The organism is Streptomyces sp. NPDC007084, from assembly GCF_040703595.1.
Taxonomy (GTDB): Bacteria; Actinomycetota; Actinomycetes; order Streptomycetales; family Streptomycetaceae; genus Streptomyces.
The window spans coordinates 26,218-39,801 of record NZ_JBEYFY010000007.1; the positions used below are offsets into that span (position 1 = coordinate 26,218).

Consider the following 13,584-nt stretch of genomic DNA (forward strand, 5'->3'; position numbering starts at 1 on the left):
GCGGTGGGTGTCAGAGGCCGCCACCCGGACCGACCCGGAGCCGGCGGCGGCGCAAGCGTCAGTTCGCCAGAGCTGCCGGACGTACGGCTGCCGGTCCGAAGCGTCGTCGGGCGCGGTCCGCGGCGGCTTCGGCGGCGCGGGCGCGGCTGTCGCCGGGGTCCAGGGAGAGCTGGCGATAGGCCCGGTCGGTCGGCAGCAGGTCGTCCGCTCGGATCACGAAGGCGCGTACTCTCGCTCGCTGCAGGCCGAGACCGGTCAGCAGACCCAGTGCGATCGCGGCGAGGGCGGGCGAGTGGTCGGCGGGTTCCGGCAGGGCGCGTGTGCGGGTGGTGGAGCTGCCGTCGGCGTACCGCACGGTGAGGGTGAGCCGGCCGGCGACCTGGCTCTCACCACGCAGCCGCTGACCGACCTGGTCGGCGAGTCCCAGGACAGCTCGATGATGCTCGTCGGGGTCCAGACAGTCTCGGTCCAGGACGAGGTCCGCGACCAGGTGCTCCGCCGGTTCGGACGGAGCGACTGGGCGGGGGTCGTGGCCGCGCGCTCGTTCGGTCAGCAACCGGGCGGGCCCCGCGCCGAGCAGGCGCTGCAGGGTCCCCGCAGGCAGATCCCTCACCTGGCCGATGGTGTGCAGCCCGTACCTGCGGAGTGTCTCCGCCGTGGCGCGGCCGATTCCCGGCAGCGCGTTCACCGGACGCGGACGCAACCAGTCGGCCGCTTGCCCAGCGCGAACCCAGGTGGTGTCTCCGGGGGCGGACGCGTCAGCAGCCATGGCCGCGAGCATGCGGTTGCCCGCGAGCCCGGCGCTGCTGTCGATGTCGTACAGGGCCTTCAGACGGAGCTTTGCCAACTGCACGACGTCAGAAGGGGGGAGACCGAAGTACCGGAGTGCTGACGTCAGGTCGAGTTGGACAGCGTCGGGTGGAACAGCCTGCACGTGAGGCGTGATACCAGACATCAGTTCGATTACGTTGCCGTACTGGGCCTCACTCAGCGCGGCGTGCAGGTGAAGGTGGGCGATGTGCCGCAGGCGTGCGTTCATCCCGCGCTCCCGGGGCTTCGGTGGCCGAACTTCCTCAGGTCGGCCGAGCGGGTGCCGGCGGGCTGGAGGTCGGCATAGGGATGCAGCCGTGCGCCTGCGGTGCCGTCGACCAGGATGCGCTGCGATTGGACGGGCGTCGGGTGCGCGCGGCTTCGGCCGAGCAGGGCGAGGGCGGCTTCGGGGCCGTTGTCCCGGCGGGTCGCGGCGATCTCGTCCAGGTCCCAGGCCATGGAGCCGACGACGGTACGACGGGTGCCGCGCACCTGAACCGTGCCACGCACCAGCAGCAGCCCACTGTGGAAGACGGTGTACGCGCAGGCCGGATGGGAGTCCTCGAAGAAGGCCAGGTCGACCAGCCCCGCCCCGTCCTCCAGTGTCACGAAGATGATCCGCTTCCCGCTTGCGATCGGCGGCGTCTGGGTGGAGGCCCGTACCCCGGCCACCAGGACCTGCTGACCGGCGCGCAGGCCGGACAGGTGCGCCGCGTCCGTCGCGCCGATCTCCCTCAGCAGCCGGTGGTGATGTTCCATCAGGTGCTTGGAGACGTCGATACCGAGGGTGCTCAGCTCGGCACTCAGGGCCTCGCGGCCGGTCATTTCCGGCAGGCCGCTCGGCTCCGCCCCGCCGACGGCGTCCGCGGTGATGGCCAGCTGACCCTCGTACGCGGACCGGGTGCGGGACTGGCGATGGAGTTCGGCGATCTGGAGCAGCAGGTCGCGCCGGGTGAGGTGGCCGTCGTGGAGACCGTTCAGGGCGCCGATCTCGGCGAGACGTTCGGCGACCGGTCTGCTGGGCCGGGCCCGCTGCCAGAAGTCCGACAGCGATCCGTACGGCTGCCCCGCCTCGATCCGCGCACACTCCTCCTCGCCGAGGCCGCGCACCCCGGACAGGGCGAGCCGCACCCCCCACCGGTCTCCATCGGCCTTCTCCACGGTGTGCCGTACCCGGGAGCTGTTGACGTCGACCGGCAGAACGGGAACCCCGCTCCGGCGGGCGTCGGAGACGAGGACCCGCTTGGGCCACATGCCGGGATCGTGTTCGAGAAGGCCCGCCAGCAGGAACGCTGGGTAGTGCGCCTTGAGCCAGGCACTCTGCAGGGCGGGTACGGCGAAGGCCACCGCGTGCGCGCGGCAGAAGCCGTACGCCCCGAAGGCCTCCACGGTCTTCCACACCTCGTCCCGCACCGCCGCGCTGTAACCACGCGCGGCGGCCCGCTCGTGGAACCAGTCCCTGATCCTGGGCAGTTGCTCCTTGTCTCCGAGGGCCCGCCGGGTGACCTCCGCGAAGGCCCGGTCGCAGCCGGTCAGCACCCGCAGCGTCTCGATGATCTGCTCGTGCCAGATGGTCACGCCGTAGGTGTCGGCGAGCACCGGCTCCAGATCCGGATGCGCATAGGAAGGCGCACCACCGTGGCGGGCAGCGATGTACCGCTCGGGCATGCCACCGGCGACCGGGCCGGGGCGGAAGAGGCTGATGTCGGCGATGACGTCCTGCACATCACGCGGCTGCAGCCGGGACAGCAGGTCCTGCTGGCCGGGTGACTCCAGCTGGAACAGGCCCAGGGTCTGGCTGGCCTGGATGAGCTTGAAGGCGAAGACGTCGTCGAGCGGCACCTGTCCGGGGTGGTCGAGGTCGATGGCGTTGCCAGTGGTGCGTTCGATCTCGCTGACGGCGTGGGCCATCGCGGACTGCATCCGCACGCCCAGGACGTCGAGCTTGATGTTGCCCAGCGCCTCGATCTCCTCCTTCGCGGCCATCGCCATGGGGTAGTCGCCCTGTGGCGTGGGCTGCACCGGCAGCCGGTCCAGGAGGGCAGCGTCGCTGATGACGACGCCGCAGGGGTGCATGGCCATGCCGTGGACCAGGGAGTCGAGGCCCTCGGCCAGCTCCCACAGGGGGCCGTAGCGGTCTGCCTCCGCGGCGAGCTGCCGCAGTTCGGGCAGTTCGGCAAGGGCGCTGGTGATGTCGGAAGCGCGCAGGTGCGGGAAGCTCTTGGCGATCCGGTCGACGTCCGCGGGCGCGATCCCCAGTGCGAGGCCGGTGTCCCTGAGGGCCCTGCGTGCCCGGTAGGTCTCGGGCATCGCGGTGACCGCGACCCGCTCCTTGCCGAAGCGTTCGAAGATCGTGTCGTAGCACTCCAGGCGCCGGGCGGACTCCACGTCGATGTCGATGTCGGGCAGCGAGGCCCGGCACGTGCTCAGGAAGCGTTCGAACAGCAGGTGGTGGTCGAGCGGGTTGGCGGTGGCGATGTCCAGCGCGTGGCAGACCAGGGAGCCGGCGCCGGAACCGCGGGCGGCGACCCGGATGCCCCTGGCCCGGATGTCGGCGACGACCTGTCCGATGGCGAGGAAGTACGAGTCGTAGCCCAGCGTGGAGATCACCTTGAGTTCTTCGTCCAGCCGGGAGAGTGCCTGCCGGTCGCGGTCCAGGCCGCGCCGGACCAGGCCGGCCTCGCTGCGCAGGCGGAGCACCCGGGCCGCGCCACCGGCCCCGGGCTCGGCGCCGAAGAGTGCCGGTTCGGGGAGATGCGGTGTGCCGAGGCCGAGGTCGGTCGCCAGGTCGACGGTGCACGCGCTCGCCGTGGCGGCGGTGTCCGTCATCAGCCGGCGGGCCCTGCGGGCGTCCGCTCCGGCACTTTCGACGATCATGCGGGCGACGGCCGTCATTCCTCTCTCGTCTCTGAGCCAGCGCTGTCCGCTGTCCAGGTGGCGCCGGTCGATGGGGCGCAGCAGGCGTGCGGCGTCCAGGACATCGGCAAGTCGATGTTGTCCGGGGTCGGCGTAGCGGACGGCGTTGGAGAGCACGGCGGTGGTGCGGGTGTGGTCGGCCAGGGCGAGCGTGCGGGCGGCCAGGCGCAGAGATCCCGGGCCGGTGCCGGAACGTTTCTGTGCGACGGCTTCCAATCGAACATTCCTTCCGAAGATCTCCTGCCAGGGTGCGAGCAACGTCACGGCGACGTCCTCCCGGCCCGCCGAAAGCGCCCGCACGGGCTCCGAGAGCGGGCCCAGCAGCACGGTCAGGCCGGGGCCGCCGTACTCGCGCAGCGCCTCCCATGGCACCACCGGCGGCGTGCCGGACACGGTGCCGACATGGGCGGCCGACGTGATGCGGCACAGCCGGGCCCAGCCCGCCCGGTCCTGGGCGAGCAGCACGAACCGCAGGGGTGGCTCGATCACGTGCGCGCCGCCGCGTGCCGGGGTGCGGCGCCGCTGGGCGGGCGGCGGAGGCGCAAGGGCCGCCACCGCCAGGTCGATGCCGAAGACTGGCCGGACCCCCTCCTTCACGCAGGCCTGCGCGAATCGAACAGTCCCCGTGACGGTGTCCCGGTCGGTGAGCGCGAGCGCGGATATGCCTCGCTCGGCCGCCCGCTGGACGAGCTGCTCGGGGTGGGAGGCGCCGTAGCGGGCGGAATAACCGGACGCGACGTGCAGGTGGGCAAAGCCCGTCATGCGGCACCTCCATCGCTCCACCCTTTTTCGGCCATGTGTCCGACATGTTCGTCGTACTTGCGTTCGATTACTCTAACCCTGTCAGTCCTGGTCAGCGACCTTGATTCGAACGCGATATCGATTCATGGGGGAGGTGGAGGGTGGCCGAATCGGGCGCCACTCCGTCAGCTTCCTGGCTGCGTCGGGCAGTTGGAGGATGCGGCCTCGGCGCAACGTCTCGCGCCAGACGGTTCGGCGATTCGAGGTGGCCGGAAGGTGACGTCTTGTAGTCGAGTGTTGCTTTCCGTGGCGACCGGGTCCCTGGCGGGTCGCTGTCGGCTCTCGGGCTTGGTGTGCCGCCGCGTCGGCCGGAAACGGCTGCTGCCGGCGGACGCGCGGAGAGGGGGCGGGCGGCGGAGCGGGCCCGAACGTCGGTGCGGGCTCCGGTTCGGGCTCCCGTCGGCTCACCTTCGACCCGGCGGACGAGGAGGTCCGCCGGGTCGAGGAGGTCGCGGACCGCGCGCGGGCAGGTTCGGCCCGCATGCGATCGGACCGGGGGCGCCGGCCGTGTGGCGTTGGTGAAAAGGGTGAACGCCCTTGACGGGCAGGCTAGTTGGCCCAGGGCGGAGTGAGGACCGTGCCGTCGGCCAGTTCCGCCCGCAGGCCGGTCGAGGTGGTGACCCAGGCGGTCGCGAGGTGCCCGGAGGCGTTCTCGATGCCGAGCGCGGTGCCCGGGTTGACGATCACGGTGTCGCCCGCGGTGACCTGCTCGGTCCTGCCGTCGAGCGTGATCAGCAGGTCGCCGGTCAGGAGGTGGAAGATCTCCTCGCGGTCGACCGTGTGCACGGGGGCGCGGAGCCCGGCGGGAAGCTCCGTGCGCCAGGCGCACAGCTCCTTGCTGCCGCTGCGCGGAGCGGCGTACGAGACGAACCGGCCACCATGGATCTCGTGGACGACGGCTTCGGAAGAACGGACGACGGGCACGGGGTGCCTCCTGGGTTGGGATTGCGGCGGATAGGCATGGTGGGGCGGGATCGTGACGGACGGGCCGGGCAGATGGTCAAGCTGCTTGACCAAAAACTCTGCCCACATAGTCAAGGAGCTTGACTGGTTAGTCAAGGGTGTTTGAATGCCCGTGTGCAGAACTCCGAGGCCATGGCCCTGTCCGCAGCCCTGCTCTCCGCCGCCGGTGAGCTGACCCGCCGTATCGACGAGGGCGTGGTCGCCCGCGGATTCGAGGGTGTGCGGCCGGCCCACGGGTTCGCCTTCGCGCGGCTCTCGCCGGACGGGGCGACGGTCACCGACCTCGCCGGCCACCTCGGGGTCACCAAGCAGGCGGTCAGTCAGCTCGTCGAGGAGCTGGTCGGCAAGGGGTATGTCGAGCGCCGGCCGCACCCCGACGACGCGCGCGCCCGGCTGATCGTGCTGACGGACCGGGGGCGGGCGTGCACCCGCGCGGCCGAAGAGGCGGCGGCCGAGGTCGTCCGGGGGTGGGGTGAACTGCTCGGTGCGGGTGACATGCGCGCGTTGTATACGGGTCTGCTGCGCATCGCGCCCTACGGTCCCCTCAGGCCCGCCTGGTGACGGACGGTCCGAAGGAACGCCGCAGCCCCTGCTGGTTACCACTGAAAGTTTTTACTGACGCGTAACTTCACACGTCCACTACTCGCTCGTAACTTGACGAGTGAACAGCATCCTCGTGATCCGGATCACAGGGCGTACGCCGTCGCAACTCCCTTGAGCCGCAAGGAGATCACCCGATGCTGCCCTGGAACCGAGTGCTCAGACCCCTGGCCGCCCTGCTCATGGCCGTCGCCGTCGCGGTCGTCCCCGCCGCCACCGCCCAGGCCGCCTCCGCCCCCAGCAGTGGCTGGAACAACTACTCCTGCAAGCCCTCCGCCGCCCACCCCCGCCCCGTCGTCCTCGTCCACGGCACCTTCGGGAACTCCGTCGACAACTGGCTGGCCCTCGCGCCCTATCTGACCAGCCGCGGGTACTGCATCTACTCCCTCGACTACGGCCAGCTCCCCGGCGTCCCCCTCTTCAACGGCCTCGGCCCCATCGACAAGTCGGCCGCGCAGCTCCAGGTCTTCGTCGACAAGGTGCTCGCCGCGACCGGCGCCGCCAAGGCCGACCTGGTGGGCCACTCGCAGGGCGGCATGATGCCCCGCTACTACCTCAAGTTCCTCGGCGGAGCCGCCAAGGTGAACGCCCTCGTCGGCATCGCCCCCGACAACCACGGCACGACCCTGAACGGCCTGGCCAACCTGCTTCCGTACTTCCCCGGCGCCGAGAGCCTGCTGTCGGCGGCGACCCCGGGACTCGCCGACCAGGTCGCCGGCTCCGCGTTCCTGACCAAGCTCAACGCGGGCGGCGACACCGTCCCCGGCGTCCACTACACGGTCATCGCCACCAAGTACGACGAGGTGGTCACGCCGTACAGCACGCAGTTCCTGAACGGGCCCGACGTCCACAACGTCCTGCTGCAGAACCTGTGCGGCCTCGACCTCTCCGAGCACGTGGCCATCGGCATCGTCGACCGGATCGCCTACCACGAGGTGGCGAACGCCCTCGACCCGGCGCACGCCTCCGCCACCACCTGCGCCTCCGTGTTCAGCTGACCTCCAACTCACGCACCACCGGGGGCCGACCGGCCTGAGCCGCCGGTCGGCCCCCGGATGCGTACGCGTCAGCGGCTGTGCCGGCCGCCCGTGGCCGCCCGGCGCCGCACCGACGCGAACAGGGTCGCGGCACCGAGCGCCAGGACGGTCGCACCGCCGATCGCGATGTACGGGGTGGACGAGTCGCCGCCGGTCTCGGCGAGGTTCGCCGACGAGCCGGCCGCCTCCGGCCGGTTGGCCCCGGCGTCCGGAGTGGACCCGGTGTCCTCGGCGGCACCGGCCGCCTTCGCGCTCGCGGTCGGCTCGGCCGACGTACTCGCGTCGTCGTCGCCGTGACCGTGGTGCTCGACCGTCGACTTGTCGCTGCCGTCCGCGATCTGCTCGTCGGTGGGCGCGGAGGCAGTGGGCGCCGGAGTGGTCCCGCCGCCCGCGCCACCGCCGTCACTCGTGCCGCCGCCGCTGCTGCTGCCGCTTCCGCCGCCGAACGCCACGTCGGAGCAGGAGTAGAAGGCCTCCGGGCTGTCCGAGCGCTGCCAGACGGCGTACAGGAGCTGCTTTCCGGAACGCTCCGGGAGGGTGCCGGAGAACGTGTAGAAGCCGTTCGAGGCGGTCGGGTCGGTGGCCGTCGCGACGGGGTGCGCGAGATCGAGGTCGGACCAGGCCAGCGGCTTGGACGCGTCGTAGCCGGACTTGGTGATGTAGACCTTGAACGTGCCCTTGTGCTGGGCCGTCACCCGGTACTTGAAGGTGTACGCGCCACTGCTCACGTTCGTCGCCGGCCAGTCCGCGCGCGCCAGGTCGAGCCCCTTGAACTCCTCGCTGTTCGCGCTGCACAGCCTGCCGTCCGGGATCAGCGTCTGGTGCTGTCCGTTCGCGTCACCGATGCGGATGCCGTTCCAGTCGTAGAGCGCCTGCGTGCCGCCCGCGGCGCCCGCCGCCTTGCAGGCCGCCGACGTCGGGCTCTCCGGTCCCTCCGCGTAGCACTGGGCCACCCGGCTCACCGGGTCTCCCATCGTGCCGTGCGCCGCGGCGGGCGCGGCGGCCAGCGCGGACAGGGCGAGCGGGGCGATGCCGACGGCGGCGACGACGGCGGCCTTGCGGCGTGCGGGCATGGGGGAACTCCTCGAACGGTCCGGTACGTGGGGCGGCTCCCGCACGCCGTTCGTGCGGGGATCCCGTGGGGGTGAGCAGCAAACTAGCCCCAAGAAACCGTGAAATCCCCTGCTGGGGACGGGTGATGGAGATCCTTATGACGCCGTTAAGGCGGGGCTAACGGGGGGCTCAGGAACGGGCACCCGGGCTCCGCGGACCCTCGGGTGGGGCGGGGCGGAAGGCCGCTGGGTAGCGTGCCGGGCATGACGAAGAAGGTGGAGAGGACGCCGGAGAACACGCCGGAGGAGACGTCGGCGGAGGCAGGGGAGTGCGGGGAATCCGGGGGATTGGGGGGATCCGGGGAATTCGGGGGATCCGGTGCGTGCGGAGAACTCGGGGATGTGTTCGCGCAGTTCGGGGTGCGGCGGGCCGTTGCCGGGGACGTGGGCGGTGTGCGGGCCGTGGTCGACGCTGCGTTCGAGCCCTACGTGGAGCGCATCGGGGTGGTGCCCGCGCCGATGGAGGCGGACCACACGGCGAACATCGCGGCCGGCCGGGTGTTCGTCACGGGGGAGCCGGTGACCGGGCTGGTGGTGGTCGAGGCCCGCGCCGACCACCTGTACCTCGATGTCGTCGCCGTCCGCCCCGACGCCCACGGCCGGGGCATCGGGGGGCGGCTGCTGCGCTTCGTCGACGCACACGCGCGTGCCCTCGGGCTGGACGAGGTCAGGCTCTACACGAACGCGATGATGTGGGAGAACCAGCGGATCTACCCGAAGTTCGGGTACGAGGTCACCGAACGGCGCGTGGACGGCCCCTACGACCGCCTCCACTACCGCAAGCGCCTCGGCTGACCCCGCCGCGCGCCGACCGGTCCGGTCCGGTCCGGTTCGTTTCGGTTCGTTTCGGTCCTGGTTCGGTTCGGTCCGGGGAGGGGGCTCAGCCGTCCGGCCACCAGGTGCGGGCGATGTCCTTGCGGATCTCCGGGCGCTGGGCAGGACGTTCCTCGGCCTCGTCCCGTACACGGCGGGAGTCCGACTTCCTCAGGGGCTTCTGCACGGTCGTACGGCGCATGGCTGCCTCCTAGCGTCCACCGGATTCCGTCGTTGTACGGAGGCAGACCTTTCGGGGGAGAGTTCCTCATCGGTGGCGATCTGTCTGTGGCGCCGGTCACGCCCGACTGTCAGTGGCGGCTGCCACGATGGGACGCATGGTGAGTGACAGCGGTACGCGTGCGGGGGCGGGCGTCGACTGGGACGCGGCGTCCGGCACCTTCGACGACGAGCCCGACCACGGCCTGCGCGATCCCGTGGTCCGCGAGGCCTGGGCGGCACGGCTGCGGACCTGGCTGCCGGACCGGCCGGGCGATCTGCTGGACGTCGGCTGCGGCACGGGCAGCCTGTCACTCCTCGCGTCCGAGGCGGGCCACCGGGTCACCGGAGTCGACCTCTCCCCGCGCATGATCGACCTCGCGAGAGCCAAGCTGGCCGGCCGTGACGCCGCGTTCCTCGTCGGGGACGCGGCGTCACCGCCCGTCGGCGAGCAGCGGTTCGACGTCCTGCTGTGCCGCCATGTGCTGTGGACGCTGCCCGCTCCCGAGCGGGTGCTGCGGCACTGGCGGGGGCTCCTGCGCCCGGGCGGACGGCTGGTGCTCGTGGAGGGCGTCTGGGGGACCGCGCACCCGGTCGGCCTGTCCGCCGAGGCGCTGACCGGCCTGCTCCGGCCCCTGATCGCCGGGGCGGGCGAGGGGGCCGGTTCCGGCTCGCGCGTGGAGCCGCTGTCGGGCGACGCGCGGCTGTGGGGGCGCGAGGTGGACGACGAGAGGTTCGCCGTGGTGGCCACTTTCTGATTCGAACCGAGACGAACCGAGTCGAACCGGGATTGCCGGCCATCGCCGGCCGCGAACCGGGGTCGCCGGCCATCGCCGGTCTTGCGGCCTACGGGGAGGCTCACGGCCGGTGTCGCGTGGTGCGGCGGCGTCACCTGAACCGGGGGCGGCGCCCGTCGTCCCCGGGCGGTCCGTCGTCCCCGGGTGGTCCCGGGTCCCGTAGGCACGTGTCGGTGTCGGTGTCGGTGTCGCTGCCGGTGTCGCCTTGGCGGGCCCCGCCCCCCCCCGCTACTCCAGCAGCGCGTCGAAGCCGCCCTCGCGGGCCAGGTGTTCGAGGTCGTTCAGGGCCTTCTCGGCGGCGGTCGCCGCCGCCGGGTCGGTGGACGCCAGGCCGCTCGCGGCGAACTCGTCCTCGTCCAGCCGCAGTACGTCCCTGCCGTCGGCCGAGCGCCACAGGTCCAGGTCGAGATCCTCGACCACCAGGCAACCTTCGGACAGGGCCGCCGGCCGGGTGACGTCGCAGTACCAGCCCTTCAGCACGCCCGCCGGGTCCCGGACCTCCTTCACCGCGTACCACCGGTCCCGCCAGTAGTACTCGGTGAACACATCACCCCGCTCGAAGCGTACGAAGCCGAAGTCCCGGGCCGTGTCGCCCGCCCACGGCGCCCGCACGACGATCCGCGTCCCGTCGTCGGAGAGCAGCTCCGCCGGGTAACGGATCTTCGTACGGCCCGCCTTGACCAGCACGACGTCCACCGTGTCAGGCACTCCCGCCGACTTCGCGGACATACTGCACCTCCGTCGCACACACGTCGTAGCCGAACCATGCGTTGATCGCGAGCATCGGCCCGTTGCCCGCGTCGTTGCCGGTGAACGCCTCCGTGTACCCGGCCGCGCGGGCCCGGTGCAGGGAGTGGTTCTTGGCGAGCTTGGCGAGACCCCGGCCCCGGAACGCCCGGGCGGTGCCCGTCATCACCGTGCCATACCGGGTGCCGCCGTCGGTGCGGGCCGCGCTGAACGCCGCCGGCCGGCCGTTCACCACCGCGACGGAGGTCAGCTCGTGGTCGAGGAGCGGATGGTGCCAGGTCTCCTTCAGCCAGGCCGCGTAGTCCGTGAACTCCCGTTCCACGTCGCCTGGTTCGTCGCGCAGTGTCTCCGCGTCCAGGGTGAACAGCGGCCGTGGGTCGTCCGCGAAGTCCGCGCCGGTGCGCAACTCGACGCCGGGAGGCGGCGACTGGAGCGGCGGCAGGGTGCCCTTCGCCAGGTCGAGGCGGAGGAAGTGCGCGGAGCGCGCCGCGCGGTAGCCCCGCTTCTCGTCGAAGGCGCGGTTCGCGGGTGCGTCCAGCACCCAGGCGAACAGCCGGGTCGCACCCGCCGCGGCGAGCCGCTCCTCGGCGGAGCGCACCAGCAGCGAACCCGCGCCCCGGCCGGTCCGCTCCGGGTGCACATAGACGTTGACGTAGCCCTGGCCGGGCTCCGGGCTGTCGTAGACGAGGCCCACCTGCGCGGTGCCGGCCGGCTCACTGTCCTCCAGGGCCAGCAACGGCTGGTAGTGCGCGTCGGGATGGGCGTGGGCGACGTCGTAGGCGATGGACTCCGGGGTGAAGAGCATGAAGGGGAGTGCCGCGTGCCGGATGCGCGCGAAGCTCGCGGCGTCCGCCGGGTCCCCTCGGCGCACCTCGCGGATCATCAATGTCATGGCAGCGCACGCTACGGGGAGGCCTTGTGCGGATGCCTCTCATTTTTCCCCGCGTGCGGGACAATCGCCGGGTGACCCTGAAGATCCACATCGCAGAGGGGGCCGCGCCGTACGAGCAGGTGCGCGCCCAGATTTCCGAGCAGGCCAGGTCCGGCGCGCTACCGGTCGGCCACAAGCTGCCCACGGTGCGGGGGCTGGCCGAGTCGCTCGGCCTCGCGGCCAACACCGTCGCCAAGGCGTACCGGGCGCTGGAGGCGGACGGGGTGATCGAGACGCGGGGCCGCAACGGAACGTTCGTGGCCGCCGCCGGTGACGCGGCGTCCCGCGAGGCGGCCTCGGCCGCGCAGGCCTACGCGGACCGGGCGCGCCGCCTCGGCCTGACGGAAGCCGCCGCCCTGGCCGCGGTACGGGACGCGCTGCGAGCGGCGTTCGAGGGCAACAGCTAGGACACCCGGGCCGGGGCCGGGGCCGGGGCCGGGGCCGGGATCGGGGCCGGCTCCGGGAGCCGGGAGCCGGGAGCCGGGGCCGGCTCCCGGAGCCCCGGCGGTCTCTCGCGACCCGGGGAGGCCCGAACCCCCGGCGGAAACCGAGGGCTCCGCCCGCCCCCGGGGACAGCCGGCGTCCCCCATCCGCGGCCCCGCCTACAGATACAGCCCCGCGTCCGCCCCCTCGCGTTGGTCCGGGACCGATGTCGGGGTCGTTCCGCGGCGCAGGGCGTACAGCTCGGCGAGGGTGGCGCCCTCGCGTGGGACGCCCTCCTCGGTGCCCAGCCAGGCGACCGACTCGCGGCGGGTCAGCGGTCCGACCTCGATACGGGCCAGGCACCGGCCCGGGCGGACGACGGCGGGGTGGAGCCGCTCCAGGTCCTCGTTCGTCGTGACGCCCACCAGGACGTTGCGCCCCTGGCCGAGCAGGCCGTCGGTGAGGTTGAGCAGCCGGGACAGGGCCTGGCCCGCCGTGTGTTTCGCCTCGCCGCGGATCAGCTCGTCGCAGTCCTCCAGCAGGAGCAGCCGCCAGCGGCCCTTGCCGGTGCCGTCCTCCTCGCCGATCGCGATGTCCATCAGATAGCCGACGTCGGAGAAGAGCCGCTCCGGGTCCAGCACACAGTCCACCTGGCACCAGTCCCGCCAGGAACGGGCCAGCGTGCGCAGGGCGGAGGTCTTGCCGGTGCCGGGCGGCCCGTGCAGGAGCAGCAGCCGGCCGGCGATGTCCTCGGGGGTGGTCTTCATCAGGCCGTCCATCGCGTCGGCGACCGGCGCCGTGTAGTTGGCGCGGACCTCCTCCCACGTACCGGCGGAGATCTGCCGGGTCGTGCGGTGCGGGCCGCGCCGGGGCGACACGTACCAGAAGCCCATCGTCACGTTGTCCGGCTGCGGCTCCGGCTCGTCCGCCGCGCCGTCCGTCGCCTGCTTCAGCACCTTCTCGGCCAGCTCGGCACTGGTAGCGGTCACCGTGACGTCCGCGCCTCTGTTCCAGCGGGACACCAGGAGGGTCCAGCCGTCGCCCTCGGCGAGGGTCGCGCTGCGGTCGTCGTCCCGGGCGGAGCGCAGCACCCGGGCGCCGGGCGGCAGCAGGGTGGCCCCGGACCGTACCCGGTCGATGTTCGCCGCGTGCGAGTGCGGCTGCTCGCCCGTCGCGAAGCGACCGAGGAACAGCGCGTCGACGACGTCGGACGGCGAGTCGCTGTCGTCGACGTTGAGCCTGATCGGCAGAGCGTCGTGTGGGTTCGCAGACATGCCGACATGATCCGTCACGCGGGCGTCCCATGCACCCGGTTTCCGAGGTGCGCCGTATGTGTCGCGTGGGTCCCGCTCATCCGGTGTATCCCTTCCATCCTGTTACAGGGCTGTGCGGCGGAAGGCCTGCCGCGCGCCCGA

Annotated in this window: 13 protein-coding genes; 5 read left to right on the forward strand and 8 right to left on the reverse strand. The window is 72.1% G+C overall.

Going from position 1 to position 13,584, the window contains the following annotated elements; all coding sequences use genetic code 11:
* Positions 1-58: 58 nt before the first annotated feature.
* The 3 genes from AB0912_RS08820 to AB0912_RS08830 form a co-directional block, all read right to left on the reverse strand.
* Positions 59-1,039, reverse strand: a complete 981-nt coding sequence (locus tag AB0912_RS08820) for an ImpB/MucB/SamB family protein (RefSeq protein WP_366697244.1) — start codon at positions 1,037-1,039, stop codon at positions 59-61.
* Positions 1,036-4,488: a DNA polymerase III subunit alpha gene (gene dnaE, locus AB0912_RS08825; protein WP_366697245.1), complete on the reverse strand. Its 3,453-nt coding sequence runs from the start codon at positions 4,486-4,488 to the stop codon at positions 1,036-1,038. Before dnaE ends, AB0912_RS08820 begins: the two co-directional genes overlap by 4 nt.
* A gap of 588 nt (positions 4,489-5,076) precedes the next feature.
* Positions 5,077-5,451, reverse strand: a complete 375-nt coding sequence (locus tag AB0912_RS08830; protein ID WP_366697246.1) for a cupin domain-containing protein — start codon at positions 5,449-5,451, stop codon at positions 5,077-5,079.
* A gap of 153 nt (positions 5,452-5,604) precedes the next feature.
* Here AB0912_RS08830 and AB0912_RS08835 point away from each other — a divergent pair, with 153 nt between their 5' ends.
* Positions 5,605-6,051 carry a MarR family winged helix-turn-helix transcriptional regulator gene (locus AB0912_RS08835; protein WP_366697247.1) on the forward strand — a complete coding sequence of 149 codons (447 nt, stop codon included), beginning with the start codon at positions 5,605-5,607 and terminating at the stop codon, positions 6,049-6,051.
* Positions 6,052-6,227: 176 nt separating this feature from the next.
* Positions 6,228-7,088 carry an alpha/beta fold hydrolase gene (locus tag AB0912_RS08840; RefSeq protein WP_366697248.1) on the forward strand — a complete coding sequence of 287 codons (861 nt, stop codon included), beginning with the start codon at positions 6,228-6,230 and terminating at the stop codon, positions 7,086-7,088.
* Positions 7,089-7,156: 68 nt separating this feature from the next.
* On the opposite strand, the gene AB0912_RS08845 is transcribed toward AB0912_RS08840, so the two are convergent.
* Positions 7,157-8,200 (reverse strand): lytic polysaccharide monooxygenase, encoded by a 1,044-nt coding sequence (locus tag AB0912_RS08845; RefSeq protein WP_366697249.1) that lies wholly within the window; start codon positions 8,198-8,200, stop codon positions 7,157-7,159.
* A 381-nt stretch (positions 8,201-8,581) separates the two neighbouring features.
* Between AB0912_RS08845 and AB0912_RS08850 the strand changes: the two genes are divergently transcribed.
* Positions 8,582-9,034 (forward strand): GNAT family N-acetyltransferase, encoded by a 453-nt coding sequence (locus AB0912_RS08850; RefSeq protein ID WP_366697250.1) that lies wholly within the window; start codon positions 8,582-8,584, stop codon positions 9,032-9,034.
* Between the two features lie 85 nt (positions 9,035-9,119).
* Here AB0912_RS08850 and AB0912_RS08855 read toward each other — a convergent pair whose 3' ends face one another.
* Positions 9,120-9,254 carry a hypothetical protein gene (locus AB0912_RS08855; RefSeq protein WP_366697251.1) on the reverse strand — a complete coding sequence of 45 codons (135 nt, stop codon included), beginning with the start codon at positions 9,252-9,254 and terminating at the stop codon, positions 9,120-9,122.
* Between the two features lie 136 nt (positions 9,255-9,390).
* On the opposite strand from AB0912_RS08855, the gene AB0912_RS08860 reads away from it, so the two are divergent.
* Complete coding sequence (locus tag AB0912_RS08860; protein ID WP_366697252.1) at positions 9,391-10,029, forward strand: class I SAM-dependent methyltransferase; 639 nt, start codon at positions 9,391-9,393, stop codon at positions 10,027-10,029.
* Between the two features lie 267 nt (positions 10,030-10,296).
* On the opposite strand, the gene AB0912_RS08865 is transcribed toward AB0912_RS08860, so the two are convergent.
* Together AB0912_RS08865 and AB0912_RS08870 are read right to left on the reverse strand one after the other, a co-directional pair.
* Entirely contained in the window at positions 10,297-10,797 is a 501-nt protein-coding gene (locus AB0912_RS08865; protein ID WP_366697253.1) for a DUF402 domain-containing protein, read from the reverse strand.
* Entirely contained in the window at positions 10,769-11,707 is a 939-nt protein-coding gene (locus tag AB0912_RS08870) for a GNAT family N-acetyltransferase (protein ID WP_366697254.1), read from the reverse strand. The genes AB0912_RS08865 and AB0912_RS08870 overlap by 29 nt, the downstream gene beginning before the upstream one ends.
* 71 nt (positions 11,708-11,778) lie before the next feature.
* Between AB0912_RS08870 and AB0912_RS08875 the strand changes: the two genes are divergently transcribed.
* Positions 11,779-12,153 carry a GntR family transcriptional regulator gene (locus AB0912_RS08875; protein WP_366697255.1) on the forward strand — a complete coding sequence of 125 codons (375 nt, stop codon included), beginning with the start codon at positions 11,779-11,781 and terminating at the stop codon, positions 12,151-12,153.
* A 195-nt stretch (positions 12,154-12,348) separates the two neighbouring features.
* On the opposite strand, the gene AB0912_RS08880 is transcribed toward AB0912_RS08875, so the two are convergent.
* A complete protein-coding gene (locus AB0912_RS08880) occupies positions 12,349-13,443 on the reverse strand; it encodes a DUF5925 domain-containing protein (RefSeq protein ID WP_366697256.1) in 1,095 nt (364 codons plus the stop codon).
* Positions 13,444-13,584: the final 141 nt, after the last annotated feature.